Raw genomic sequence first — 23,665 nt, 5'->3', positions numbered from 1 at the left:
GGTGTCCCCATGTCTAGGGTTTCAGGCGCAACTGCATACTGTTGCCTGACGATTTCCGCAATTCAAACGCGCCCGATCTGGCAACCAACTCGCTTAGTTTCGCGCAGCCGTAATTGCGTGCATCAAAATCGGGATTGGCCGCAACAATGAACTGGCCGACCTGCCCCAGTGAAAACCAGTCCTCGTCCTTGTCGATGGCCTGCATTGCCGCCTTGATCAGGGGCACGGCTTTTGACGGGGGGGCCTTGCGGCTTTGCGCGGGTTCGGGGTCGGCCTCGGGCAGAATGTTCTCGACGAAGATAAACCGCTTGCACGCTTTGCGAAACGCCTCCGGCGTCTTTTGCTGCCCGATCCCGTAGACATCCAGACCCTGCTCGCGGATACGACTTGCCAGACGTGTGAAATCGCTGTCTGAACTGACCAGAACAAACCCGTCAAAACGCCCCGTGTGCAACAAATCCATCGCATCAATCACCAAGGCAATATCGCTGGAATTCTTGCCCACTGTGTTTGCGGGCTGATGGTGCGGCACCAGTGCCAGACTTGGCAGTTTATCCTGCCAGCCTGACATCTGGCTGCGCGAGAAATCGCCGTAAATCCGCCGGACACTGGCCTCGCCCAGCGACGCGATCTCCTCGAATATGGCTTCCACCCATTTGGGTGACGAATTATCCGCATCGATCAGCACAGCCAGCAGGGGAATACCCGAACGCGCCATGACGGCTCCTTTCAGTCTGGTCAAAATATCCCGGGGGAGGCCCCGAAGGGGTCGGGGGCAGCGCCCCCCTTATAGGGTGCGATACATCACATACGCATCAATATACCCCTGCACAGGGTGACAAAAGGCGCCGGGCAGGCGGCCCGCAATCTCGAACCCGTTGGCCTGCCACAGGGCCACAGCGCGGGTGTTGCTTGATACAACGCAATTGAATTGCATGGCCCTGAAGCCTTGCGCGCGCGCCGTGTCCAGCGCATGCGCCAGCATCGTGCGCGCAACACCACGTCCCTGCGCGGCCGGGGCGCTGACAAATCCGCAATTGGCCACATGCGCCCCCCCGCCTTGCTGGTTGGGCGCAATGTAGTAGCTGCCAACGGGTTTGCCCTCGGCCTCGGCCATAAACGCGCTATGCGTGCCCGCGCACCACCACGCCAGCGCGGCTTCGCGGCTGATCTGGCGGTCAATCGCATAAGTCTCGCCCGCGCGGAACACCGGCTCCAGCATCGCCCAAAGCGCGGGGTGGTCGGCTTGCGTGGCGGGGCGCAGATGCACGGCGCCCTTGACCTGTTCGCTCAAAACTCCACCACTGCGCGAATGGATTTACCTTCATGCATCAGCTCGAACCCCTCATTGATCTGATCAAGGCTCAGCTTGTGCGTGATCATCGGGTCAATCTCGATCTTGCCATTCATATACCAATCCACGAATTTCGGTACATCGCTACGCCCTTTCGCGCCGCCAAAGGCCGTGCCTTTCCACACGCGGCCCGTGACCAGCTGGAAGGGCCGTGTCGAGATTTCGGCGCCCGCAGGGGCAACCCCGATAATCACCGACACGCCCCAGCCACGATGGCTGCATTCCAGCGCATCGCGCATCACCTTCACATTGCCGGTCGCGTCAAATGAATAATCCACCCCGCCAATCGCGTCATCGCCGCGCTGGGTCAGCCTGACAATCTCGGCCACCACATTGTCCACCTTGGACGGGTTGATGAAATGGGTCATGCCGAACTTGCGCGCCATTTCTTCCTTGCTGTCATTCAGGTCAACCCCGATGATCATATCCGCGCCCGCCATGCGCAGCCCCTGAATGACGTTCAGGCCAATGCCCCCCAGTCCGAACACGGCCGCTGTCGATCCGATTTCAACGCCAGCCGTGTTGATCACCGCGCCAATCCCCGTGGTCACGCCGCACCCGATATAGCAGATTTTGTCAAAGGGCGCATCGTCGCGCACCTTGGCCAGCGCGATTTCCGGCATCACTGTGTGGTTGGCGAAAGTCGAGCAGCCCATGTAATGGTAAATCGGCGTGCCATCGAGCATGGAAAACCGTGTGGTGCCATCGGGCATAAGGCCCTGGCCTTGGGTGCCGCGAATGGCTGTGCACAGGTTCGTCTTGCCCGACCGGCAGGAATAGCATTCGCGGCATTCGGGCGTATACAGCGGGATGACATGATCACCGGGCTTCAGGGTCGTGACCCCTTCGCCCACCTCGATCACCACACCCGCGCCCTCATGGCCCAGAATGCTTGGGAACAGCCCCTCAGGGTCCGCGCCCGAACGGGTGAATTCATCTGTATGGCAAATTCCGGTCGCCTTGATCTCGATCAGGACTTCGCCCGCTTTGGGACCATCAAGGTTAACTTCCATGATTTCAAGGGGTTTGCCGGCTTCTAGGGCAACAGCGGCACGGGTGCGCATGAAATGGTCCTCCTGATTTGCAGTTTTATGCAATGTTACGCAGCATATGGGGGCGCTGCAAGCGAAAGCGGCGTATGGGCGTGAAAAAAGCGTCCGGCGCAGCTAAGGCTTGATTTTCGCGGGGGCCAGTCACACAATCTGCAATATGAACATGCAAAACCCACCCCGCACGTCCCATGCGCAGGTCAGCTTTGACCGCCGCGAATTATCCGTGATCCTGTCCCTCTATGGTCGCATGGTCGCAGCAGGGGAATGGCGTGATTACGGTATTTCATGCCTGCGCAGCGTGGCGGTGTTTTCGGTGTTCCGGCGCACGGCGGAACACCCGCTTTACCGCATCGAAAAACACCCGCATCTGCGCAATCGTCAGGGCATGTATGCCGTGATCGGCATGGATGGCCAGATCCTCAAGCGCGGGCATGATCTGGGCATCGTGCTCAAGGTGCTGGAACGCCGCTTGCTGCGTGTCATCGGCGAATAGGCATTTACAGCGCTGTCGGGCGGTGCTAATGCCCTGTTTATGAACACAACATATGCATATCACCTGATCTTGCGACGCCGCTGACGCGGTGCATGTGTTCCTGCGCGGTCATGTCCATGGCAAGCGCATTGTTTTATCCTTCCAAATGAAAACCGCCGTTGACTTGTCCGTAATGCTTTGGCAGGTCAATGCTTTGCCTGAACGGGATGATGCCCATGACTGCACAATTTCCAGCTGTCCTGCCGACGTATAACCGCACACCGCTGGCATTCCGCCGTGGCGAAGGGGCCTGGCTGATCGAAGAAAGCGGCACACGCTATCTGGATTTCACATCAGGGATCGCAGTCAATGCACTGGGACACGCCCATCCCGCACTTGTTCAGGCCCTGACCGAACAGGCGCAGGCGCTTTGGCATGTCTCGAACCTCTATGATATTCCCGCGCAGGCCAAACTGGCCGAGGCCCTGGTCGAGCATACATTCGCCGATACCGCATTCTTTACCAATTCCGGCACCGAAGCGGCCGAACTGGCGATCAAGATGGTGCGCAAATACTGGTTTGATGCGGGCGTGGACCGTCCGACGATCCTGACATTCGAGGGGGCATTCCATGGTCGCTCGACAGGGGCCATTGCTGCCGCAGGGTCCGAGAAAATGACCAAAGGGTTCGGCCCCCTGATGCCCGGTTTCAAGACCCTGCCCTGGGGGGATCACGATGCATTGCATGCCGCGCTGGATGAAACTGTCGCGGCGGTCATGATCGAACCGGTGCAGGGCGAAGGCGGTATCCGCCCGCTGCCCGATCAATGCCTCAAGGGCCTGCGCGATCTGTGCGACCAGACCGGCGCGCTGCTTGTGCTGGACGAGGTGCAATGTGGCATGGGCCGCACCGGCAAACTCTTCGCGCATGAATGGGCGGGTATCACCCCCGATATCATGATGGTCGCCAAAGGGATTGGCGGCGGCTTCCCGCTGGGGGCTGTGCTGGCCACTGCGCGGGCGGCATCGGGCATGGGGGCGGGCACGCATGGCTCGACCTATGGCGGCAACCCTCTCGCCTGCGCTGTCGGGGCCAAAGTGGTCGAGATTATCACCGCCCCCGGCTTTCTGGATGATGTGCGCGCGAAGGCAGGATTGTTGCGGCAACGGCTTGAGGGGCTTGTGGCGTCGCATCCCGACATCTTTGACTCGGTGCGCGGGACCGGGCTGATGCTGGGGCTGAAATGTCGCGGCACCAATCTTGATATGGTCAAGGCGGCACAGGCGCAGCAGCTTCTGACAGTGCCCGCGGCAGATAACGTCATCCGCCTTCTGCCCCCGCTGACGGTCACCGACGCTGATATCGCAGAAGCCGTGAACAGGCTCGGGCGCGCGGCATCTTCCCTTGCCTGATTTCATTCTGGTCCAAATATCCCGGGAGCGCGAGGGCAGCGCCCTCGCCCCACCCTTAGCGACAAAGGTCTGACGCATGCCTCATTTTCTGGACATCCATACAACCGCGCCCTCTGATCTGCGTGCCATGATCGACAGCGCCCATGCGATGAAATCCGCACGCAAGGGCCTGCCAATGGCCGCACCCGATCAGGACCAGCCGCTGGCGAACCGCATGGTCGCGCTGATCTTTGAAAAGCCGTCCACCCGCACCCGTGTCAGCTTTGACGTCGGTGTGCGCCAGATGGGGGGGCAGACGATGGTTTTGTCCGGTTCGGAAATGCAGCTGGGGCATGGCGAAACCATTGCCGATACCGCGCGTGTGCTTTCACGCTATGTCGATATGATCATGATCCGCACGTTTGAAGAAACCGTCCTGCACGAGTTGGCCGAATATGCCTCAGTGCCCGTGATCAACGGGCTCACGAACCGCACCCACCCGTGCCAGATCATGGCTGACATACAGACGTATGAGGAACATCGCGGCCCGATTGCGGGGCGGCGTGTGGTCTGGTCGGGGGATGGCAATAATGTCTGTGCATCTTTCCTGCATGCGGCCGGACAATTCGGGTTTGATCTTGTTTTTACAGGGCCGGAAGCGCTGGACCCCGAACCCGAATTCGTGGCCCTTGCGCGCGGGCAGGGCGTTCAGGTTGATATTATTCGTGATCCCGTGCGCGCGGTCGAAGGTGCGGATCTGGTCGTCACCGATACATGGGTCAGCATGCATGACAGCCAGTCCAACCGTGAACGCCGCCATAATCTGCTGCGTCCCTATCAGGTGAATGACGCGTTGATGGCGCATGCCAAACCGGACGCATTGTTCATGCATTGCCTGCCCGCCCACCGGGAGGAAGAGGTGACCAATTCCGTGATGGATGGTCCCCAATCTGTGGTGTTCGACGAGGCCGAGAACCGCCTGCATGCGCAAAAAGCGGTGATGCGCTATTGTCTTGGCGTCTGACGGACGGCGGGGCCGGTCAGGCTTTCACCTGTCTTGCCCGCCATAGGGTGAACAGCCCCGCACAGACCACGACCAATGTGCCAAGTGCCACATTGCTGCGCAGTGTCTCGGAAAACAGCAATAGCCCGATCGCTGCGGCAAAGGGCAATTGCAGATAGGCAAAGGGTTGCACGGCGCTGGCTTCCGCCACTTCATAAGCGCGGATCAGCAGGAAATGACTGAACGCCGATGTCATGCACAATACACCCATCCAGACCCAATCCCCCGGCATCATGGGTTCCCAGAACCAGATGCCGATCAGACTCATGGTGACGGCGCCTGCAACGCCGGTCCAGAAGAAACTGACGGCGGCGCTGTCCTTGCGCGCGGCATAGCGTGTCAGCAATCCGTAAAGTGCGAACATGAACGCCGCCAGAAGCGGGATCAGGGCCGCCGGATTGAACACACCGATCCCCGGTTGCAGAATGATCAGAACCCCCAGAAAGCCTATTGCGATCGCACTCCAGCGCCGCCAGCCAACCTTTTCGCCCAGCACCGGTCCGGACAATGCGGCGACAAGCAGCGGATAGACCGCGAAAACAGCGTGGCTTTCGACCAGCCCCAGAATCACGAAGGCAGTGACCATGACGCAGACTTCCAGTGCCAGCAGCACACCGCGGAAGATTTGCAGGACGGGCTGCGTCGTGGCAGCAGCCTTGCGAATGCCGCCTGCCTGACGCGATGCAACCACGATCACGAAGCTGGCAAAGAACCAGTAGCGGATCATGATGATCATAAAGACATTGTATTCCCCGGCCAGATGCTGGGACATGGCGTCCTGTACCGCAAAGATGAAGGCGGTGGCACACATCAACCAGATGCCAAGGGAATTGTTCTGCGGCGCACTCATGTCAGGGTTCCGGATGTCATGTGCCGCTTATGCGCGAATCCGGGTTGGCGGACCACATCGAAACCGGCAGCAGAAAGGGCGCGGCGCACAGCGCCTGCGGCTGTGTATGTTGCAAATGTGCCCCCCTTGCGGGTGTGGCGGGCGACTTGCGCCATAAGCTCATCTGTCCACAGCTCGGGGTTTTTGGCCGGTGAAAAGCCATCCAGATACCACGCATCTGCCTGTCCCTGCCATGCTGGCAGCGTCTTGCGGGCATCGCCCAAAATGATCTCGACCTGTAGCGTGCCAAGCGTGAACTGGCGCGCGCCGCTGGCCCATGCCGACAGCAGCGGGCCTGTATCAAGGGTAGAAAACGGCGCAAGGGCGCGGGTCATGTCATCGACATGCATCGGATAGGCTTCGAAGCTGGTAAACCTTATGGGGCCGTCCATACCCGTAAGCGCCTGCGCTGTGGCCAGCAGGTTCAACCCCGTGCCAAAGCCCAGTTCGGCTATGTGAAAGCCCTGTTTCGCGCGGGTCACAATGCGATTGCCATTCAGGAACACATGCTGCGTTTCCGCCAGCCCGTCGGACAGCGAAAAATATGGGTCGTCGAACCGTGTGGCGACGGGCGTCTGGTTGTTCTTCCAGGTGATATCTGCAATCTGGTCGTTCATGTGAAGCCGCTTTATGACACATGTGAACAGTCATGCAGGGGCATGGGGGAAATGACAATGGCAGATGTGACAATCATGGGGGCGGGGGTCTTCGGGCTTGCCTTGGCTTATGAATGCGCCAGGCGTGGTGCGGATGTCCATTTGCATGACGCGCGGGGTCTGGGGGCAGGGTCCAGCGGCGGGCTTGTGGGCGCGCTGGCGCCGCATGTGCCCGAAAACTGGAATGCGAAAAAGGCCTTCCAACTGGATGCGCTGATCAAGGCTGCGGATTTCTGGCACGATGTTGCCACCTGTTCCGGGCAGGATCCCGGCTATGCGCGCCACGGGCGCGTCCAGCCTGTGCCAGAGGGTAAGCTGGACCTAGCACTGGCGCGGCAGGCGGGCGCGGCGGAATTATGGCAGGGAGCGGCACAGTGGCGCGTTTTGCGCCGCGAAGATGCACCGGGACTGGCGCTGGATGCGCCATCGGGCTGGGTTATCCATGACACGCTGACCGCAAGACTGCACCCAAGGCAGGCGGGATGCGCGCTTTTCGCGGCCTTCACGGCGCTTGGGGGCAGGTTCAGCGTTGCGGACGCGCCACAATCCGGCGGGCCGGTTGTCTGGGCCACGGGATATGACGGTTTGCTGGACCTGTCGCGTGACCTTGGCCGGGAAATGGGCAGCGGCGTCAAGGGGCAGGCCGCCCTGTTGGCCCATTCAGCCCCACATGCCCCGCAACTGTTTGTGGACGGGTTGCATATTGTCCCGCATGGGGACGGCACCATTGCTGTCGGGTCCACCAGCGAGCGTGAGTTTGACGCGCGTGACAGTGTTGACGAGCAATGTGACGCGCTGATCGCGCGTGCGCGACTTGTCTGCCCCGCCCTGGCGGATGCGCCGGTCCTTGAACGCTGGGCGGGGGTGCGACCGCGTGCCAAAACTCGTGCGCCGTTGATGGGGCCATGGCCTGGCAGGGCGGGGCAGTATGTGTTCAATGGCGGGTTCAAGATCGGCTTCGCCATGGCCCCGGTTCTGGCTGGGTTAATGGCGGATCTGGTGCTGGCGAATACAGACCATATTCCGGATGACTTCCGGTTGATCTAGCCGCATGTCCGAGGGCATTGCGTTTTGCAGGCCGTGGTGAAAACGTCGTTTCCAAGTGCAGAGTTTATCGCCGTAGCATCAGGTGCACTGTTTACCAACAAGATGACAATTAACCTTTTGGAAAAGAATTTTTTTGCAAATCGCAAAAAAATTCGCATTCTGCCAGATTTGTGCCACAAGTTCGGTATTAACCTTCGTTAACCGGATGCAGAGGGCATCGGTGCAAATACGAAGGTTGTCAAAATGACCCATGATGCAGTTATTCTTCCAAGGCGTTTTCCCGCAAGGGCCGTTCCGCATGCATTGCTTGCAGTCTATGAAGGTTTGACGATTGATCCGGTACGCACGCGGTTATCCGGCATGAAGCACGATATGGCCGTAGCAGCGCCGCATACCCGCCTATTCCGGCACTAAAGCGTTCCGGTTCTTCGTCCACACGCCGAAGCAACAACGCCTTGATGTGGCGCAGTTTCGACACGAAACTGGCAATCACCCTTTTCGTGAGATTGCTTTGGCAGCCGGCAATTGAACATCACGGGATCTGCGTGTTCCCGCAAGCCGCATAAAAAAGGACGGGCATTGGCTGCCCGTCCATGATCGCGGATGCTATTAACGGTTCTTGCAGCGCCGCTTCAGCGCACTGCCTTTTTCAGCGCATCAATCAGGTCGGTGCGTTCCCAGCTGAACCCGCCGTCAGATTCCGGCGCGCGCCCGAAATGGCCATAGGCGGCAGTGCGGGCATAGATGGGACGGTTCAGCCCCAGATGTTCGCGAATGCCGCGCGGGGTCAGGTCCATAACCTGCGAAATCGCGCGTTCGATCGCTTCGTCGTCAACCTGTCCGGTGCCATGCGTATCGACGTAAATTGACAGCGGCTTCGCCACACCGATCGCATAGGACAGCTGCAACGTGCAGCGCTGCGCCATACCTGCGGCAACGACATTCTTGGCAACATAGCGCGCCGCATAGGCGGCAGAACGGTCAACCTTGGTCGGGTCCTTGCCGGAGAACGCGCCGCCGCCATGCGGGGCAGCACCGCCATAGGTGTCAACGATGATCTTGCGTCCGGTCAGGCCGGCATCCCCGTCAGGGCCGCCAATGACGAAGGTGCCGGTGGGGTTGACCCACCATTCGGTCTTGGGCGTGATCCAGTCCGCTGGCAGCACTTCGCGGATATAGGGTTCGACAATGGCGCGAATATCATCGGATGTCTGGGTTTCATCGGCATGCTGCGTGGACAGCACGATCGACGTCACCTCAACCGGTTTGCCGTTTTCATAGCGGACCGAAAGCTGGCTTTTTGCATCGGGGCGCAGTGTCGGTTCCTGACCGGATTTGCGCACTTCAGCCAGCCGTTTCAGGATTTTGTGCGCGTACTGGATGGGCGCGGGCATCAGCTCCGGTGTGTCATCAACTGCGTAACCGAACATGATGCCCTGATCGCCTGCGCCGTCACGGTCCACCCCTTGGGCGATATGGGCGGATTGTTCATGCAGGAAATTCAGCACATGGCAGGTGTTCCAATGGAACTTGTCCTGTTCATAGCCGATATCGCGGATGCAATCGCGCGCGATCTGGGGAATACGGCCCATGTAATCCTTCAGGCGCTCCGGATCCGTCAGGCCAACTTCACCGCCGATCACGACCAGTGACGATGTGGCAAAAGTTTCGCAGGCCACACGGGCGGTTTCTTCCTCGGCCAGAAGCGCGTCCAGAACCGCGTCTGAAATGCGGTCGCAAACTTTGTCCGGGTGCCCTTCCGATACGGATTCCGAGGTGAAGATGAAATTGTTTCTTGCCATATGCGGGCCACCCGTTCCTGTTTTGGGGCAGCCCATCGGACTGCCCCGTCATGCCTAGCTCAGATTTGTTGTAGCGCTTATCAACAAGTGTCAAGCGACACAACTGTTTGCGCCTGCTTGCGCCGCGCAAGGCGTCAGGGTGTTGCGGCTGTGACAGTTTCAAGAAAGGCCGCAATGTCTGGCCCAATTCCCTCAACAATCAAGGCGACGCCGTCCGCGTTCGGGTGGATATGATCGTCTTGCATCAAGTCTGCGAAACTGGCGCCCGCATCGGCCTTGTCTGTCATGGGTTGCATGAAATTGGGCACCAGCGGCACGTCATATTCCTGCGCCAGATCAGGATACATCCGTTCAAATGCGTCACGAAATTCCGGTCCGTAATTTCCCGGTGCCGGCATGCCCGCAAGCATTGCAGGTATCCCCTCGTCTTGCAGGCGCGCAAGAATGGCGTCCAGATTGGCGCGGCTGGCGGCAGGATCAACGCCGCGCAACAGATCGTTGCCGCCCAATGTGACCAGCATTGCGTCGACAGGTTCGGCCAGTGTCCAGTCCAGTCTGGCCAGCCCGCCAGCAGTCGTATCGCCTGACACACCTGCATTTATCACGATAACGTCATGGCCGTTCTGCGTCAGCCAGTCCTGCAATTGTGGCACGAACCCGTCATCGGCGGGCAATCCGTAGCCTTGGGTCAGCGAATCCCCCAAGGCCACAAGGCGCAACGGGTCTGCACCGGCCGCGCCGACGGAAAGCCCCGCAGCCAGCGTTATGATTGCAAACGCTGCGCCGCAGCGCTTGCCGAACTGATGGAAAACCCCATATGGGTGCGATAGGTGCACGCAAAGGACGGATTTGATGACTGACATTATTCTCTCGCTTAAGGATACGGGATTGACCCTGCAAGGCAATGCCGGGCCGGTAGAGATTTTGCGCGCAATCACATTGGATGTCACGCGCGGGGAAACCCTTGGTCTGGTCGGGCCTTCTGGGTCTGGCAAATCATCCCTCCTGATGCTGATGGGGGGGCTGGAACGTGCGACTGCGGGTCAGGTTTCGGCCCTTGGCCATGATCTGACCGCGCTGAACGAAGATGCCCTTGCCCGGTTTCGCAGGTCACATATGGGGGTTGTGTTCCAGTCTTTCCACCTGATCCCGACAATGACCGCGCTGGAGAATGTTGCAACGCCCCTGGAACTGGCAGGCAAACGCGATGCCTTTGACCGTGCCGAGGAGGAACTGCGCGCTGTCGGTCTGGGCCACCGGATGGACCATTACCCCGCCCAGATGTCGGGCGGCGAACAGCAGCGCGTTGCACTTGCGCGTGCCGCGGCGCCGCGCCCCCAGATCCTGCTGGCGGATGAGCCGACAGGCAATCTGGACGGGGTGAACGGGCAAGCCATTATGGACATGTTGTTCGGCCTGCGCGACCGGCATGGGGCAACGCTGATACTTGTGACCCACGCACCGGACCTTGCAGCGCGCTGCGATCGTGTCATCCGCTTGGCCGATGGCCGCATCGAGGGTGAAGACCGCGCCACCGCGAAGGCTGCCGAATGATGCGCGTGGCATGGGCGATTGCGCGGCGCGAATTGCGCGGCGGCTTGCGCGGGTTCTGGGTGTTTCTGGCCTGTCTGGCGCTGGGTGTGGGCGCCATTGCTGCCGTGGGGTCCGTTCGGGGGGCTATTGACGACGGGCTGGCGCGCGAAGGGGCGACACTTCTGGGCGGTGATGCGGAACTGCGCATGACCTACCGTTTTGCGACACCTGATGAACGCGACTGGATGGACGGGTTTGCGGGTGCCGTGTCCGAAGCGGTTGATTTCCGGTCCATGGCTGTTGCGGGGCAGGGGGACAATGCCGAACGGTCTGTCACGCAGGTCAAGGGCGTTGATGTAGCCTATCCGCTGGTGGGGACGGTCGGGCTTGACCCTGAAATCCCGCTGGAACAGGCATTGGCCGTGCAAGATGGCCTGCCCGGCGGCGTGATGGAGCGTATTCTGGCCGAAAGGCTGGATTTGCAGCTTGGCGATGTGTTCCGCCTTGGTGTTCAGGAATTTCGCCTGACAGCGCATCTGACGCGTGAACCCGACGGGATGGGGGCGAATTTTGGCTTTGGCCCGCGCACGATTGTCAGATCAGAGGCCTTGCAGGATGCGGGCTTGCTTGGCCCCGGCACGCTTTATGAAGTGAATTACCGCCTGCTTCTGGACGGGCGCGATCTGGATCAGGCGCGTGCGGCTGTGAACCGGCAGTTTGATGGTGCAGGCGTGCGCTGGCGTGACAGCCGCAATGCCGCGCCGCAGGTTCAGCGTGTGATTGAACGCGTATCATCCTTTCTTGTTCTGGTCGGTCTGGCTGGTCTGGCCGTGGGGGGCGTGGGTGTGTCTGCGGCGGTGCGCACCTACTTGGATGGCAAGACCAATGTGATTGCCACGCTGAAAACCCTTGGTGCCGAAAGTCGCACCATCCTTGCGGTGTATCTGATGCAGATCGGGGTTCTGACGGCGCTGGGTATCGCGCTGGGCCTGGCGCTGGGGGCGGTGGTGCCTTTTGCGGTGGCGCCGCTGGTGGCCGATCAGTTGCCCGTAGACCTGCATATCGGACTGCACCCGACGGCACTGGCCGAGGCCGCGATCTATGGGGCGCTGACCGCACTTATTTTCACCCTGTGGCCTCTTGCGCGCACTGAGAATGTGCGTGCGGCAGTCATCTTTCGCGGGATGGATGACCATGCGCAGGGCTGGCCGCGCTGGCCCTATATGCTGGTCACGCTGGCGCTGGTCGGGGGGCTGGTGGCGATTGCGGCGGCCTTCGCGGCGGTGCCGGTGCTGGCCTTTGCGACTGCTGGCGGGGTGATCGGTGCATTGGCTGTGCTGGCGCTGGCCGCGCTGGGCGTGCGTGCTCTTGCGCGGCGTGCCGCGCGGTCGCGTGGTTTGCGCGGGCATACCGCGCTGCGCATGGCCATGGGGGCGATCGGCAACCCGCGCGAAGGGGCAGGGGCTGTCATCCTGTCGCTGGGGCTGGGGCTAACGGTGCTGGCGGCGGTGGGCCAGATTGACAATAACCTGCGCCGCGCGATTTCCACAGATTTGCCGGACCGCGCGCCAAGCTACTTTTTCCTTGATATCCAGAACACCCAGCTGGACGGGTTTCTGGACCGGTTGGAGCGTGATGACAATGTTGACCGCGTTGAAACTGCGCCCATGCTGCGCGCTGTTGTCACGGAACTGAACGGCATTGCATCGCGCGACCATCCTGCGGCGGGGCATTGGGTGCTGCGCGGGGATCGTGGCATAACCTATTCGGCCACCCCACCCGAAGGCACACGCCTGACAGCGGGCACATGGTGGGATGCGGATTATTCCGGCCCGCCACTGGTCAGTTTCGGTGCCGAACAGGCCGCTGATCTGGGGCTGGGTGTCGGCGACACTGTAACCATCAACGTTCTTGGCCGCGACATTACAGCCGAAATCGCCAATCTGAGAGAGGTGGATTTTTCCACGGGCGGGATCGGGTTCGTCATGGTCATGACGCCGGACCCCATTCGTGCCGCCCCGCACACGCATATTGCCACAGTCTATGCGCTGGAAGCGGCAGAAGGTGCGATCCTGCGTGACCTGTCCAATATGTATCCCAACATCACCGCGATCCGCGTGCGCGAAGCGGCCGAGCGCGTGACCGAAGCGCTGTCCACAATGGCGACGGCCACCAGCTTTGCCGCGCTTGCCACGTTGTTGACAGGGTTTGTCGTTCTGATCGGCGCCGCAGCCGCAGGTGAACGCGCGCGCGTGTTTGAGGCCGCTGTGATGAAAACCCTTGGTGCGTCGCGGCGTGGCATTCTGGCCAGTTTCGCGCTGCGGTCCGCGCTGATGGGGGCTGCGGCGGGCCTTGTGGCGCTTGGGGCCGGTGCGCTGGCCAGTTGGGCCGTGATGCGCTTCGTGATGGAGGCCAGCTATCAATTCGAATGGCTGCCCGCATTGGCCGTCATCGCTGGCGGTGTTCTGGCCACATTGCTGGCGGGTCTTGCCTTCGCGTTGCGACCGCTTGCCGTGCGTCCGGCGCGGATATTGCGCGCGCAGGACTGAACCGCGTCTATTCCAACCCATGGGCAAGCAGGCTATAGCTTGCCCATGCATGCGGAACTATACCTTTTCTTGGCTCTATGTCTGGGCGGTGGTTTGGGGGCCATGGCGCGCGCTGTGGTATCGGAACGTGTCGCGCGCAGGCTGCATCCGGCTTGGGGAACGCTGGTCGTGAATATGACGGGGTGTTTTTTGCTTGGCGTGGCACTGGGTCTGCTGGTGGGACGCACAGGTGCAGTGCATTTGTCGGCAGTTATTGCGCAGACGCCGCCAAGTGCTGCCGTGTTTATGCTTGGTGTGCTGGGCGGGTACACGACGGTTTCGACCCTTGCGCTGAATGTCCTGACACAATGGCAGGCCGGGCACCGAAGGGCGGCCTATACGAACGCGCTGGGGTCGGTCCTGTCCGGCCCCTTGGTGGTGGCCTTGGGCGTGGCCATCGCGGCGCATGCGTTCGTTCCCTGGCTTGCAGGGGGATAGAATGCGGGGCATCACATTGCTTGGTGTTGGCATCGGGGGCGCTGTGGGCACGGGCGCGCGTGTGGCATTAAGTCTGGCCGCGTTGCGCGTGCTGCCTGATGCGGCTTTCATCGCCACGCTTGCCGCAAATATACTGGGCGCGGCATTGATCGGCTATCTGGCGACGCGTGCGCTGCGCCCCGTAGCAACTGCCTTGCTGATGACGGGATTCTGCGGCGGCTTCACCACATTCTCGCTATTCTCGCTGGAGGTGCTGATCCTGCTGGAGCGCAGTCTAGCCGCCGGTCTGGCTTATGGCGCAGTTTCGTTGGTGGCGTGGGTTGGTGCCGCGGCGCTGGGGTATCGGCTGGGGTGTCGCCTGCCGGCGCGCTGATGTAAAAAACAGGGGGCGGATTGCCCCCTGTTAGCCATGCCTGACTGCCCGCCCTTGCGGTCAGATATTGTCGACCTGCGGCATTCCCATAACATGATACCCGCCATCAACGTGAATGATCTCGCCGGTGGTGAAGGCACCATAATCGGATGCCAGATAAACGGCTGTGCCGCCCACGCTTTCCAGTGTCGCATTGCTGCGCAGGGGTGCGTTGGTTTCCGCATGGCGATAGGTTTTGCGCGCCCCCCCGATGGCTGCACCCGCAAGGGTTTTCATGGGGCCGGGGCTGATGGCATTCACGCGAATCCCCTCTGGTCCCAGATCATTGGCCAGATAGCGCACCGAGCTTTCCAGCGCAGCCTTGGCCACGCCCATGACGTTGTAGAACGGGGTCACCGTGTTCGACCCTTGAAAGGTCAGCGTCAGCAGGGTGCCGCCATTCGGCATCAACTCGGATGCGCGCCGCCCCAGATCGATGAAGCTGTAGCAGCTTATTTCCAGCGAATGCTTGAAATTGGCGCGGCTGGTGTCGCGGAACCTGCCCGTCAACTCGGTCTTGTCGGAAAACGCGATGGCATGGACCAGAAAATCCATGGTGCCCCAGCGCGCCTTCAACGCATCGAAACAGGCGTCAAGCGAGGCTTCATTCGTGACATCGACATCCAGCAAGATGTCGGACCCGACAGATGCCGCAAGCGGTTCGACGCGTTTGCCAAATGCCTCCCCCTGATAGGAGAAGGCAAGTTCCGCGCCCTGATCGGCCATTGCTTTCGCAATGCCCCACGCGATGGAGCGTTCATTGGCAACGCCCATCACCAGACCGCGTTTGCCGGCCATCAATCCCGTCATCGAACGCCCCTCAGTCACGCATCGCACTCATGATAAGTGTTGCATTGGTTCCGCCAAATCCGAAGCTGTTGGACAGGACAGAATCCAGTTCCACATCCTCGACCAGTCCGGTTGCAATTTCACCGTCCCGAATGGCAGGGTCCAGTTGCGTCACGTTGGCTGACGCGGCAATGAACCGGCCCTGCATCATCAGCAGCGAATAAATCGCCTCTTGGACACCTGTCGCCCCAAGGCTGTGGCCTGTCAGCGATTTGGTCGATGAGATGGGCGGCACGTTTCCTTCGCCGTAAATACGGCGGATGGCTTCGACTTCGGTCACATCGCCTGCGGGGGTCGATGTGCCATGCGCGTTGATATAGCTGACCTTGCGTCCCTGCGGCAGGGTGGACAGCGCCAGCCGCATGGACCGTTCGCCACCTTCGCCAGACGGGGCAACCATGTCATGCCCGTCAGACGTGGCACCATAGCCCGTGACTTCGGCATAGATTTTCGCGCCGCGTGCCTTGGCATGTTCCAGTTCTTCAAGAACCACAACACCGCCGCCGCCGCCAATCACGAAACCGTCGCGCGTGGCATCGAAGGCCCGCGCAGCAGTTTCGGGGGCGTCATTGTATTTCGACGACATGGCGCCCATCGCGTCGAACAGGCAAGACAGCGTCCAGTCCAGTTCCTCGCCGCCGCCTGCAAAAATCACGTCCTGCTTACCCATCTGGATAAGTTCCGCCGCGTTGCCGATACAATGCGCAGAGGTTGAGCAGGCAGAGGTGATGGAATAGTTCACGCCCTTGATCTTGAACGGCGTGGCCAGACAGGCCGAATTTGTGGACGACATGCCGCGCGTCACCATGAATGGCCCCATGCGTTTGGGACTGCCTTTTTCGATGACGATCTTGTGCGCCTGAAACAGGTTCGATGTGGACGGCCCGCCCGACCCCATGATCAGGCCGGTGCGTTCATTTGACACATCGCTGTCTTCCAGACCGGAATCGGCAATGGCCTGTTCCATCGACAGGAAGTTATAAGCCGCGCCCGGCCCCATGAAGCGCAGGTTGCGCTTGTCGATATGATCTTCCAGCGTGATTTGTGGCATGCCGTGGATCTGGCTGCGAAACCCGTGTTCGGCATATTCGGGCGCGAAGACAATGCCCGAACGGCCCGCGCGCAGGCTGGCTGCGACTTCATCCGCAGAATTTCCGATGGGCGAGATGATCCCCAGCCCTGTGATAACAACGCGACGCATCGGCGTCCCTCCCTGTTGTTGGATTGGCGCTTCAGCTTTCCGACAGCGCGACTTTCATGTCCTTGACCATATAGATGACATCGCCATCCGCTTCGACAATGCCATCTGCAACGCCCATGGTCAGGCGGCGCGTTTGCACGGCTTTGGTGAAATCTACCTTGTAGGTCAGCATCTTGCGGTCAGGGCGCACCATGCCTGTCAGCTTGACCTCGCCTACACCCAGCGCATAGCCGCGCCCCTGCCAGCCGCGCCAGCCCAGATTGAACCCCGTCAACTGCCACAAGCCATCAAGGCCCAGACAGCCGGGCATGATGGGGTTGCCGGGGAAATGGCAGTCAAAGAACCACAAATCGGGCGTAATGTCGAATTCGGCCACCACATGGCCCTTGCCATGCGCCCCCCCATCACCAGAGATTTCGGTGATCCGGTCCATCATCAGCATTGGCGGCGCTGGCAGCTGCGCGTTGCCCGGCCCGAACAATTCGCCGCGCGCGCAGGCCAACAGGCCCTCTTTGTCGAAGGACGTTGGAAACTGGGACATGAAACTCTCCTGCATGACTTTTCTTCCTCTAGCACCGCGCCCCAAAGTCATGCAAGCCCGCGCATCACGACAGATTGCAGGTGTCCGGAATGAATTTTGTTTGAAATTCATGTGCAACAAGCCCTATATACGTTTCATGGATACCGATTTTGCACAACTGAACGATGACGCCCTGAATGCGGGCGCAGACTGGCTTGCCCGCGCGGGCGTCCGGCCTACACGTCAACGATTGTCGCTTGCAGGGTTACTTGTGGGTGACGGGCATGATCGGCATGTAACCGCCGAAAGCCTGTTTCTGGCGGTAAAAGAAAGCGGTGAATCCGTTTCGCTTGCAACAGTTTACAATACGCTGCGCGCCTTTTGCGATGCGGGATTGATGAATGAGATTACGGTCGATGCGACCCGATCTTATTTTGATACCTGCGTGGACGAGCATCCGCATTACTTCTGGGAAGACAGCCAGCAACTGACTGATGCCCCCTCTGGCGAGGTGGCTTTTTCGCGGTTGCCATCGGCGCCTGAAGGGGCAGAAATCTCTCGGGTTGATGTGGTGATCCGGTTACGCCGGAAATAATTGCGGATTTCGGTTTTCCGGCCTTGCGCTGCCTGTGCGTGCATGGCTTTGTGACTACGGATATAAGAAGGTCAGGGATCGGTCGGACGCCGGTCCTTCTTTCATTGGGGGATGAATGCGTCATTTCGTTGCGGCGGTTCTTACGCTGGCACTTTCACCTTTCGCAGCCATGGCCAAGGATTGTCCCGATTTCACGATCGAGGCGCGAAACAACCTTAGCTACAGCGAGGATGACCTGTGGTCCGAGCGTCGCCATGCCGTTGCCGCAGGCGGGTCGGTCGATCTGTGGGGATGCGCGCGTTTTGACGGGGTCGGGTTCGTTGCCCTTCAACCGGATTTCAATGTTTTCCTGACGCGGAACAACAAGGACCGGATGATCCGCTTCAAGATCACGGGTCATGACGGTTGCGATACAGTTTTGCTGATCAACACGCCAAGCGGGCGGTGGCTGTTCAACGACGATGATGACGGCGTGGACCCTGCTATTCGGGTCACCTCAGCGCAAACAGGTCGGTATGATATCTGGGCAGGCACATTCGGTCCGGATATTTGCATGGCTACCTTGCAGATCGAAGCCTTTCCCTGAACGAAGCCGCGCGCCCGTTCAGGGCGTTGGTGTCCACAGGCTCGGGCGGACATTATACCCTATATATAGCGGGTGTTTGGGGTGGCCTGCCTTGCTTAATCCAAGATGCCATAATTCGCGCCCCGTCGCACGCAGCAGGGCCTCAACATGCGCGCCGCGGTTCAGGAATTCCCCATGCGTGCCCCATGCGCAGATGATCTGGTCGGCCCATTCCGCACTTTGTGCGATTGCGGTATCGTTCAGCGGGCCAACAGGGTCGGGCGCTGCGCGCATCACGCGCGGATCAGTGGCACGAAACCCGAAGATGTTGCAAACCCTGAAAGCCCCGAAGCCCAGCGTGCGTGCCCGCCGTTCACAGCGTTCGACAGTGGGGTCGTTCTGCACTTCGGTCGCGGTTGACGGGTTCAGCATGACAAACAGCACCCGCCCTGTACGGGCGTCCCATTCACGGGTCAGCAGATACCGAAACGCCTCGCAGGGGGAATAGACCGCCACCGACGGCGCGTCGCCCTTGACGTGACTGCGCGTTATGACTTCGCCCGGAATTGTCATTCCTGATTGAACACGCGGTGGGGGTGCAACTCGCCTGCCTTGTATACGCCAACTGCGACCGCGCGCCCCTGATAGCTGGCCCACGCCTCCTCGCCATATTCGACCGATGCACTTAGCACCATGCCCGGGTTGCCATTGCGCAGCCGCGCGGCCCCTTCCGGTGTGGCAGGCAGTTCCGGCAAATCCGCCAGCCCTTGTTCCAGCGGGCGCAGGTGGGTGTCAAGTTCGGGGCTGTGGGCCATCGCCTCGATCTGGTCCATACCCAGGCCGTCACTGGCGTCAAACGGTCCCGACCATGTGCGCCGCAACCACGCGACATGTCCCAGACAGCCCAATGCCGCACCCAGATCGCGCGCGATGGACCGCACATAGCCCCCCTTGCCGCAGACCATTTCCAATTCCACATGATCGGCATCCGGCCTTGCCACAATGTCCAGACGTTCCACCCAAAGCGGACGCGCGGCCAGGTCCATTTCGTCGCCCGCCCGCGCAATGTCATATGCGCGTTCGCCGTCGACCTTGACGGCGGAAAACTGGGGCGGCACTTGTTCAATCTCGCCGCGAAAGGCGCCAAGGGCAGCCTCTATCGCAGCATCATCGGGGCGCTGCTCACGGGTGTCTATAACCGCCCCCTCGGCGTCATCGGTGGTGGTGGCCTGACCCAGCCGCACCATGAAACGGTAACATTTCAGCGCATCGGTAATATAGGGCACTGTTTTTGTGGCCTCTCCCAATGCGATGGCAAGAACGCCGGTTGCTGCGGGGTCCAGCGTGCCCGCATGGCCCGCCTTCTGGGCCTGCAATGCCCAACGCACCTTATTGACCACCGCCGTAGAGGTGATGCCCGAAGGTTTGTCGATCACCAGCCAGCCAGATATTGCCCGGCCCTTGCGCTTGCGTCCCATGAAGTGCCCTTTTGTCTGTTTACGCGCCTGCTACTGGGCGGGCCTGCCCGCGTCAACAACCTTGCCGATGATCGGTCCCAGCAATACCCCCCAATCCGAGCGCCGCAATCCGGGCGCGTGCAGGCGGGACACATTGCCATCGATATACAGCGCTTGCGGCATATCCAGATGGTCACGGAAAAAACGTGCGAATTCGAACAGATTGACGGGGGTGTTGGCGATCACGAATTTCGCCTGCTTCCCGTCCGAAGAAACACCCACCCCGTTCCGGATCAGGCGCGAGTCACTGTCTTCGATGAAGCGCGGGTGGAATTGGCCGTCAATGACCAGCATGGGGCCGGATTGCGTTGCATACCGGCATGCAAGCGGGTCCTGTGCAAAGGCACGGCTTTCGATCAGCGTAAAGCGCGCGTCCTCGATGCAAAATACGCCATTGGGCAACATTCCGAAATTGCCCGGCCCGGCCGAGGTGACGATGCGCGACACTTCCCTGTCATCTTCTATATACAGGCCCACAGGGCGGCGGTCCGGATGGTACATGCCGCCGTTCATCGCGAAGGCCAGTTTCTTGCCTTCGCGGGTCAATGCGCTGTCGATCGTCGCGAAGTTGCCGTAGACCTTGGTTTCGTCCGCATAAAGAAACAGGCGCAGGTCATCACCCACTGTTGCGGTGCATGTCGTGAAGCTGTGATCCAGATAATCCGTGCGCGCGCATTCCGCCACTGACGCGGTAACGCTTGCCGCCCAAAGTGCCAATGCACCAAGCGTCGGCTTAATCGCGGTCCGCATCGTCATCATGCTCGCCTGCGGCGACATCGCGCTGGACACGTTCCTGTCCCAGCAGGCGGCGCGTGTCGTCCATCCGGTCGAAAGTTTCATCCAGCTTGAACCGCAGGTCGGGGGCGTATTTCAAGGTCAGTTCCCGCCCGATCAGATGGCGCAGTTCGGATTTGTTGCGCGCCAGTGCCTTCAGTGCGATTTGCTGGTCCTTGCCACCAAGTGGCATGACATAGGCCGTTGCCACCTTCAGGTCGGTAGATGTGCGCACTTCGCTGACGGTAATCGCCATGCGCCCCAGATCGGGATCATGCACTTCGCCACGCGCCAGCACTTCTGCCAGCGTGCGCCGTATCAGTTCGGCCACGCGCAGCTGGCGTTGCGACGGGCCTGTGCCCTGTTGGTAGCGTTTCACACTCATACTGTCCATTTAGGTCAATCTGTATCCGCGCGCAACGAGCCTTTGCCAATTTCCGCCCCAACCGCTAGGAATACGCGAAACTGTGATCTTGGCAGGAGTGGGGCAAATGGTCCGCATTGCGATAATGGGTGTTTCGGGGCGTATGGGGCAAATGTTGCTGCGGCTGGTGGACGAAAGCGATCTTGCGGTCCTTTCGGCGGCGGTCGAACGGCAGGGGCATGACTGGATCGGCCAGGATCTGGGCGTGGTGCAGGGCGGGGCTGCGCGCGGTGTCATCGTGACAGACGATCTGGCGCAGGCGCTGGAATGCTCGGACGCGATTGTGGACTTTACGGCACCTGCCGTGTCGGTTGCGCTGGCGCAGCAGGCCGCACTGGCCGGGGTTGCCCATGTGATCGGCACCACCGGCTTTGATGATGATGATCTGGCCGCCATTGCGCGGGCCAGTGCCACAGGCCGCATCATGCGCGCCGGGAACATGAGCCTTGGGGTCAACCTGCTGGTGAAGCTGACACAGCAGATCGCGCAGGCGCTGGACACAGAATACGACATCGAAATCATCGAGTCCCACCACCGCCACAAGGTAGACGCCCCCTCTGGCACTGCGCTGATGCTGGGCGAGGCGGCGGCGCGCGGGCGCGGGGTGCTGTTGCCGGAAGTGGCCGACCGTGGCCGCGATGGCATAACCGGCCCGCGTGATGCGGGCGCAATCGGGTTTCATGCGATCCGTGGCGGTGACTTTATCGGGGAACATGACGTCGTTTTCGCCGGTCCGGGCGAACGGATCGTGTTGCGCCATGTGGCGTCAGATCGGGCGCTGTTTGCGCGCGGGGCCATTCGTGCGGCGATCTGGTTGCAGACGCAGCCGCCGGGTGAATATTCCATGCTCGACGTGCTGGGCCTGTAGCGGGGTTTCGGTGTTCGGCGGGTTTTCGCCGGTGCGTTGGCAGGGCGCGTGCGCTTTGAAACTTGCATGATCCAGCCTGCGTATCTTTGCGTACCACCATTGTCAAAGACACCGGAGGAACGCCATGAAGCCCCTGCTTGTTTTGCTGGTTGCCATGCTGGCAGTCACGCCCCTTGCGGCCAAGGCCGATTTTGAACCCGTGCGCGACGAAACCACGTTCCGCAGCCTTGTGGAGGGGCGTGAACTGGCGCGGTTCGGCGTCCGGCTGGAAGTGTTGCCGGAAGGCCAGATTACAGGGCGCGGGTTTGGAATGCGCGTGGGCGGCATGTGGGAATGGCGCGATGGCTTTTTCTGCCGCACGCTGGAATTCGGCAGCTCTGGCGACCCCTATAATTGTCAGCTGGTTTTGCGCGACGGAAACACATTGCGTTTCATCTCGGACCAGGGGCAGGGGGATTTTGCGGACCTGCGCCTACGGTAGGGTTGCTGGACGAAATGTGCAGGGTGTTTGATCCATCCATCCCCCTAGCTCGGGCTGCGACCGTCTGACCTTTTCATCTTGCCCCAAATACTCCCGCCGGAGGCACCTACATTTCGGCTATGGCTGAGTTCAGACATAAATGCCCTGCATCTGGACAAACCCTCCATTCCTGCCTAATTCAACGGCATGACACCCGAAATGATCCCCGTGCGTGGCACATTGACCGCGCAAAAACCGCTGGACACCCTGACATGGCTGCGCGTGGGCGGGCCTGCTGACTGGCTGTTCCAGCCCGCAGATGAGGATGACCTGCGCACCTTCTTGCGCCAGCTTGATCCTGACATTGCCGTGTTTCCCATGGGGGTCGGGTCAAACCTGATTGTTCGTGACGGTGGTATCCGCGCGGTGGTCATCCGGCTGGGGCGCGGGTTCAACGCTATTGATGCAGCCGATACCGTTACCGCAGGGGCCGCCGCGCTGGATGCGCATGTCGCCCGCAAAGCCGCAGATGCCGGGCGTGACCTGACGTTTTTGCGCACCATTCCGGGCAGTGTCGGTGGGGCTGTGCGCATGAATGCGGGGTGCTACGGCACCTATGTCGCCGATCGTTTGATCGATGTGACCGCCATTGACCGTGCAGGTGACCGACATGTCCTGCCCGCCAGCGCGCTGAATCTGGCATACCGGCAGTCCGATTTGCCAGAAGGCATGGTCATAACACAGGCCCGGTTCAATGCGCCTGCCGCCGATCCCGACATGTTGCACGCGCGCATGACCGAGCAGCTTGCCCGCCGCGACGCGACACAGCCCACCAAGGACCGCAGTGCCGGGTCAACATTCCGCAACCCTGCCGGATTCAGCTCGACCGGACGCGAGGATGATGTGCATGACCTGAAAGCGTGGAAGGTCATCGAGGATGCGGGCTTGCGCGGCGCACGCATGGGGGGCGCGCAGATGTCGCCCAAACATCCCAACTTTTTGATCAATGCCGGTGGCGCAACTGCCGCCGAATTGGAGGGGTTGGGCGAAGAAGTGCGAAAAAGGGTTTTGCAAGCGCGCGGTATTTCGCTACACTGGGAAATCATGCGGGTCGGCGACAGCTTGCCCGACATGGATCTGCCGCCGGTTGAACTTGTAACTGGCGCGGTGAATACACAATAAACACCCCGAAAAT

Annotated in this window: 27 protein-coding genes; 13 read left to right on the top strand and 14 right to left on the bottom strand. The window is 60.6% G+C overall.

All coding sequences use genetic code 11. The annotated features are described in order from the left end of the window. Nucleotides 1-13: 13 nt before the first annotated feature. The 3 genes from ACTIE1_RS05215 to ACTIE1_RS05205 form a co-directional block, all read right to left on the bottom strand. The gene (locus tag ACTIE1_RS05215) at nt 14-718 is read right to left on the bottom strand and encodes an NYN domain-containing protein (RefSeq protein WP_439562320.1); all 705 of its coding nucleotides are present in this window, start codon (nt 716-718) and stop codon (nt 14-16) included. A 69-nt stretch (nt 719-787) separates the two neighbouring features. Then, nucleotides 788-1,294: a GNAT family N-acetyltransferase gene (locus ACTIE1_RS05210; protein WP_439562319.1), complete on the bottom strand. Its 507-nt coding sequence runs from the start codon at nt 1,292-1,294 to the stop codon at nt 788-790. Next, nucleotides 1,291-2,418 carry an S-(hydroxymethyl)glutathione dehydrogenase/class III alcohol dehydrogenase gene (locus tag ACTIE1_RS05205; protein ID WP_439562318.1) on the bottom strand — a complete coding sequence of 376 codons (1,128 nt, stop codon included), beginning with the start codon at nt 2,416-2,418 and terminating at the stop codon, nt 1,291-1,293. The genes ACTIE1_RS05210 and ACTIE1_RS05205 overlap by 4 nt, the downstream gene beginning before the upstream one ends. Before the next feature lie 145 nt (nt 2,419-2,563). Here ACTIE1_RS05205 and ACTIE1_RS05200 point away from each other — a divergent pair, with 145 nt between their 5' ends. The 3 genes from ACTIE1_RS05200 to argF all read left to right on the top strand — a co-directional run bounded on the left by ACTIE1_RS05200 (nt 2,564) and on the right by argF (nt 5,293). After that, complete coding sequence (locus ACTIE1_RS05200) at nt 2,564-2,899, top strand: DUF2794 domain-containing protein (protein ID WP_439562317.1); 336 nt, start codon at nt 2,564-2,566, stop codon at nt 2,897-2,899. A gap of 215 nt (nt 2,900-3,114) precedes the next feature. Further along, entirely contained in the window at nt 3,115-4,290 is a 1,176-nt protein-coding gene (locus ACTIE1_RS05195; RefSeq protein ID WP_439562316.1) for an aspartate aminotransferase family protein, read from the top strand. 76 nt (nt 4,291-4,366) lie between these two features. Then, complete coding sequence (argF, locus tag ACTIE1_RS05190) at nt 4,367-5,293, top strand: ornithine carbamoyltransferase (protein WP_439562315.1); 927 nt, start codon at nt 4,367-4,369, stop codon at nt 5,291-5,293. A gap of 16 nt (nt 5,294-5,309) precedes the next feature. Here argF and ACTIE1_RS05185 read toward each other — a convergent pair whose 3' ends face one another. Both ACTIE1_RS05185 and mnmD read right to left on the bottom strand, forming a co-directional pair. Continuing rightward, complete coding sequence (locus ACTIE1_RS05185; RefSeq protein WP_439562314.1) at nt 5,310-6,182, bottom strand: DMT family transporter; 873 nt, start codon at nt 6,180-6,182, stop codon at nt 5,310-5,312. After that, nucleotides 6,179-6,838, bottom strand: coding sequence for a tRNA (5-methylaminomethyl-2-thiouridine)(34)-methyltransferase MnmD (mnmD, locus tag ACTIE1_RS05180; protein ID WP_439562313.1), 660 nt, complete (start codon nt 6,836-6,838; stop codon nt 6,179-6,181). Before mnmD ends, ACTIE1_RS05185 begins: the two co-directional genes overlap by 4 nt. Before the next feature lie 57 nt (nt 6,839-6,895). Here mnmD and ACTIE1_RS05175 point away from each other — a divergent pair, with 57 nt between their 5' ends. Next, the gene (locus tag ACTIE1_RS05175; RefSeq protein WP_439562312.1) at nt 6,896-7,924 is read left to right on the top strand and encodes an NAD(P)/FAD-dependent oxidoreductase; all 1,029 of its coding nucleotides are present in this window, start codon (nt 6,896-6,898) and stop codon (nt 7,922-7,924) included. A gap of 632 nt (nt 7,925-8,556) precedes the next feature. On the opposite strand, the gene metK is transcribed toward ACTIE1_RS05175, so the two are convergent. Continuing rightward, a complete protein-coding gene (gene metK / locus ACTIE1_RS05170) occupies nt 8,557-9,726 on the bottom strand; it encodes a methionine adenosyltransferase (protein WP_439562311.1) in 1,170 nt (389 codons plus the stop codon). Nucleotides 9,727-9,860: 134 nt separating this feature from the next. Then, nucleotides 9,861-10,589 (bottom strand): arylesterase, encoded by a 729-nt coding sequence (locus tag ACTIE1_RS05165; RefSeq protein ID WP_439562310.1) that lies wholly within the window; start codon nt 10,587-10,589, stop codon nt 9,861-9,863. On the opposite strand from ACTIE1_RS05165, the gene ACTIE1_RS05160 reads away from it, so the two are divergent. The 4 genes from ACTIE1_RS05160 to ACTIE1_RS05145 are packed head-to-tail and all read left to right on the top strand — an operon-like array spanning nt 10,579 to nt 14,658. Further along, nucleotides 10,579-11,280, top strand: coding sequence for an ABC transporter ATP-binding protein (locus tag ACTIE1_RS05160; RefSeq protein WP_439562309.1), 702 nt, complete (start codon nt 10,579-10,581; stop codon nt 11,278-11,280). The genes ACTIE1_RS05165 and ACTIE1_RS05160 overlap by 11 nt on opposite strands. After that, the gene (locus ACTIE1_RS05155) at nt 11,280-13,808 is read left to right on the top strand and encodes an ABC transporter permease (RefSeq protein WP_439562385.1); all 2,529 of its coding nucleotides are present in this window, start codon (nt 11,280-11,282) and stop codon (nt 13,806-13,808) included. Before ACTIE1_RS05160 ends, ACTIE1_RS05155 begins: the two co-directional genes overlap by 1 nt. A 45-nt stretch (nt 13,809-13,853) precedes the next feature. Beyond that, a complete protein-coding gene (locus tag ACTIE1_RS05150) occupies nt 13,854-14,285 on the top strand; it encodes a fluoride efflux transporter FluC (RefSeq protein WP_439562384.1) in 432 nt (143 codons plus the stop codon). Between the two features lies 1 nt (nt 14,286). Further along, nucleotides 14,287-14,658 carry a fluoride efflux transporter FluC gene (locus ACTIE1_RS05145; RefSeq protein ID WP_439562308.1) on the top strand — a complete coding sequence of 124 codons (372 nt, stop codon included), beginning with the start codon at nt 14,287-14,289 and terminating at the stop codon, nt 14,656-14,658. 60 nt (nt 14,659-14,718) lie between these two features. On the opposite strand, the gene ACTIE1_RS05140 is transcribed toward ACTIE1_RS05145, so the two are convergent. Genes ACTIE1_RS05140 through fabA form a run of 3 tightly spaced genes read right to left on the bottom strand, consistent with a single transcriptional unit; the run spans nt 14,719 to nt 17,288 of the window. After that, a complete protein-coding gene (locus ACTIE1_RS05140) occupies nt 14,719-15,507 on the bottom strand; it encodes an enoyl-ACP reductase FabI (protein WP_439562307.1) in 789 nt (262 codons plus the stop codon). A gap of 10 nt (nt 15,508-15,517) precedes the next feature. Beyond that, nucleotides 15,518-16,747, bottom strand: a complete 1,230-nt coding sequence (gene fabB, locus ACTIE1_RS05135; protein ID WP_439562306.1) for a beta-ketoacyl-ACP synthase I — start codon at nt 16,745-16,747, stop codon at nt 15,518-15,520. Between the two features lie 31 nt (nt 16,748-16,778). Continuing rightward, nucleotides 16,779-17,288 (bottom strand): bifunctional 3-hydroxydecanoyl-ACP dehydratase/trans-2-decenoyl-ACP isomerase, encoded by a 510-nt coding sequence (gene fabA, locus ACTIE1_RS05130; RefSeq protein ID WP_277804780.1) that lies wholly within the window; start codon nt 17,286-17,288, stop codon nt 16,779-16,781. A 136-nt stretch (nt 17,289-17,424) separates the two neighbouring features. Here fabA and irr point away from each other — a divergent pair, with 136 nt between their 5' ends. Then, nucleotides 17,425-17,862: a Fur family transcriptional regulator Irr gene (gene irr, locus ACTIE1_RS05125; protein WP_439562383.1), complete on the top strand. Its 438-nt coding sequence runs from the start codon at nt 17,425-17,427 to the stop codon at nt 17,860-17,862. Between the two features lie 115 nt (nt 17,863-17,977). Beyond that, nucleotides 17,978-18,448 carry a hypothetical protein gene (locus tag ACTIE1_RS05120; RefSeq protein ID WP_439562305.1) on the top strand — a complete coding sequence of 157 codons (471 nt, stop codon included), beginning with the start codon at nt 17,978-17,980 and terminating at the stop codon, nt 18,446-18,448. 18 nt (nt 18,449-18,466) lie between these two features. Here the strand turns inward: ACTIE1_RS05120 and ACTIE1_RS05115 are convergent, their stop codons facing one another. From ACTIE1_RS05115 to rbfA, 4 genes are read right to left on the bottom strand one after another with little or no spacing between them, the layout of a single operon-like run. Beyond that, a complete protein-coding gene (locus tag ACTIE1_RS05115) occupies nt 18,467-19,000 on the bottom strand; it encodes a DUF1643 domain-containing protein (protein WP_439562304.1) in 534 nt (177 codons plus the stop codon). Continuing rightward, nucleotides 18,997-19,905 carry a tRNA pseudouridine(55) synthase TruB gene (gene truB, locus ACTIE1_RS05110; RefSeq protein WP_439562303.1) on the bottom strand — a complete coding sequence of 303 codons (909 nt, stop codon included), beginning with the start codon at nt 19,903-19,905 and terminating at the stop codon, nt 18,997-18,999. The genes ACTIE1_RS05115 and truB overlap by 4 nt, the downstream gene beginning before the upstream one ends. Nucleotides 19,906-19,935: 30 nt before the next feature. Beyond that, nucleotides 19,936-20,694: a phosphodiester glycosidase family protein gene (locus ACTIE1_RS05105; protein WP_439562382.1), complete on the bottom strand. Its 759-nt coding sequence runs from the start codon at nt 20,692-20,694 to the stop codon at nt 19,936-19,938. Continuing rightward, nucleotides 20,678-21,103, bottom strand: a complete 426-nt coding sequence (rbfA, locus tag ACTIE1_RS05100; protein WP_439562302.1) for a 30S ribosome-binding factor RbfA — start codon at nt 21,101-21,103, stop codon at nt 20,678-20,680. The genes ACTIE1_RS05105 and rbfA overlap by 17 nt, the downstream gene beginning before the upstream one ends. Before the next feature lie 106 nt (nt 21,104-21,209). Here rbfA and dapB point away from each other — a divergent pair, with 106 nt between their 5' ends. The 3 genes from dapB to murB all read left to right on the top strand — a co-directional run bounded on the left by dapB (nt 21,210) and on the right by murB (nt 23,652). After that, nucleotides 21,210-22,010: a 4-hydroxy-tetrahydrodipicolinate reductase gene (dapB, locus tag ACTIE1_RS05095; RefSeq protein ID WP_439562301.1), complete on the top strand. Its 801-nt coding sequence runs from the start codon at nt 21,210-21,212 to the stop codon at nt 22,008-22,010. A 124-nt stretch (nt 22,011-22,134) separates the two neighbouring features. After that, a complete protein-coding gene (locus tag ACTIE1_RS05090; RefSeq protein ID WP_439562300.1) occupies nt 22,135-22,491 on the top strand; it encodes a dihydrodipicolinate reductase in 357 nt (118 codons plus the stop codon). Nucleotides 22,492-22,689: 198 nt separating this feature from the next. Then, entirely contained in the window at nt 22,690-23,652 is a 963-nt protein-coding gene (gene murB / locus ACTIE1_RS05085; RefSeq protein WP_439562299.1) for a UDP-N-acetylmuramate dehydrogenase, read from the top strand. The last annotated feature ends 13 nt before the right edge of the window (nt 23,653-23,665 follow it).

Source organism: Roseinatronobacter sp. (assembly GCF_051859525.1).
Taxonomy (GTDB): domain Bacteria; phylum Pseudomonadota; class Alphaproteobacteria; order Rhodobacterales; family Rhodobacteraceae; genus Roseinatronobacter.
This window is presented reverse-complemented; position numbering and strand designations above follow the sequence as displayed.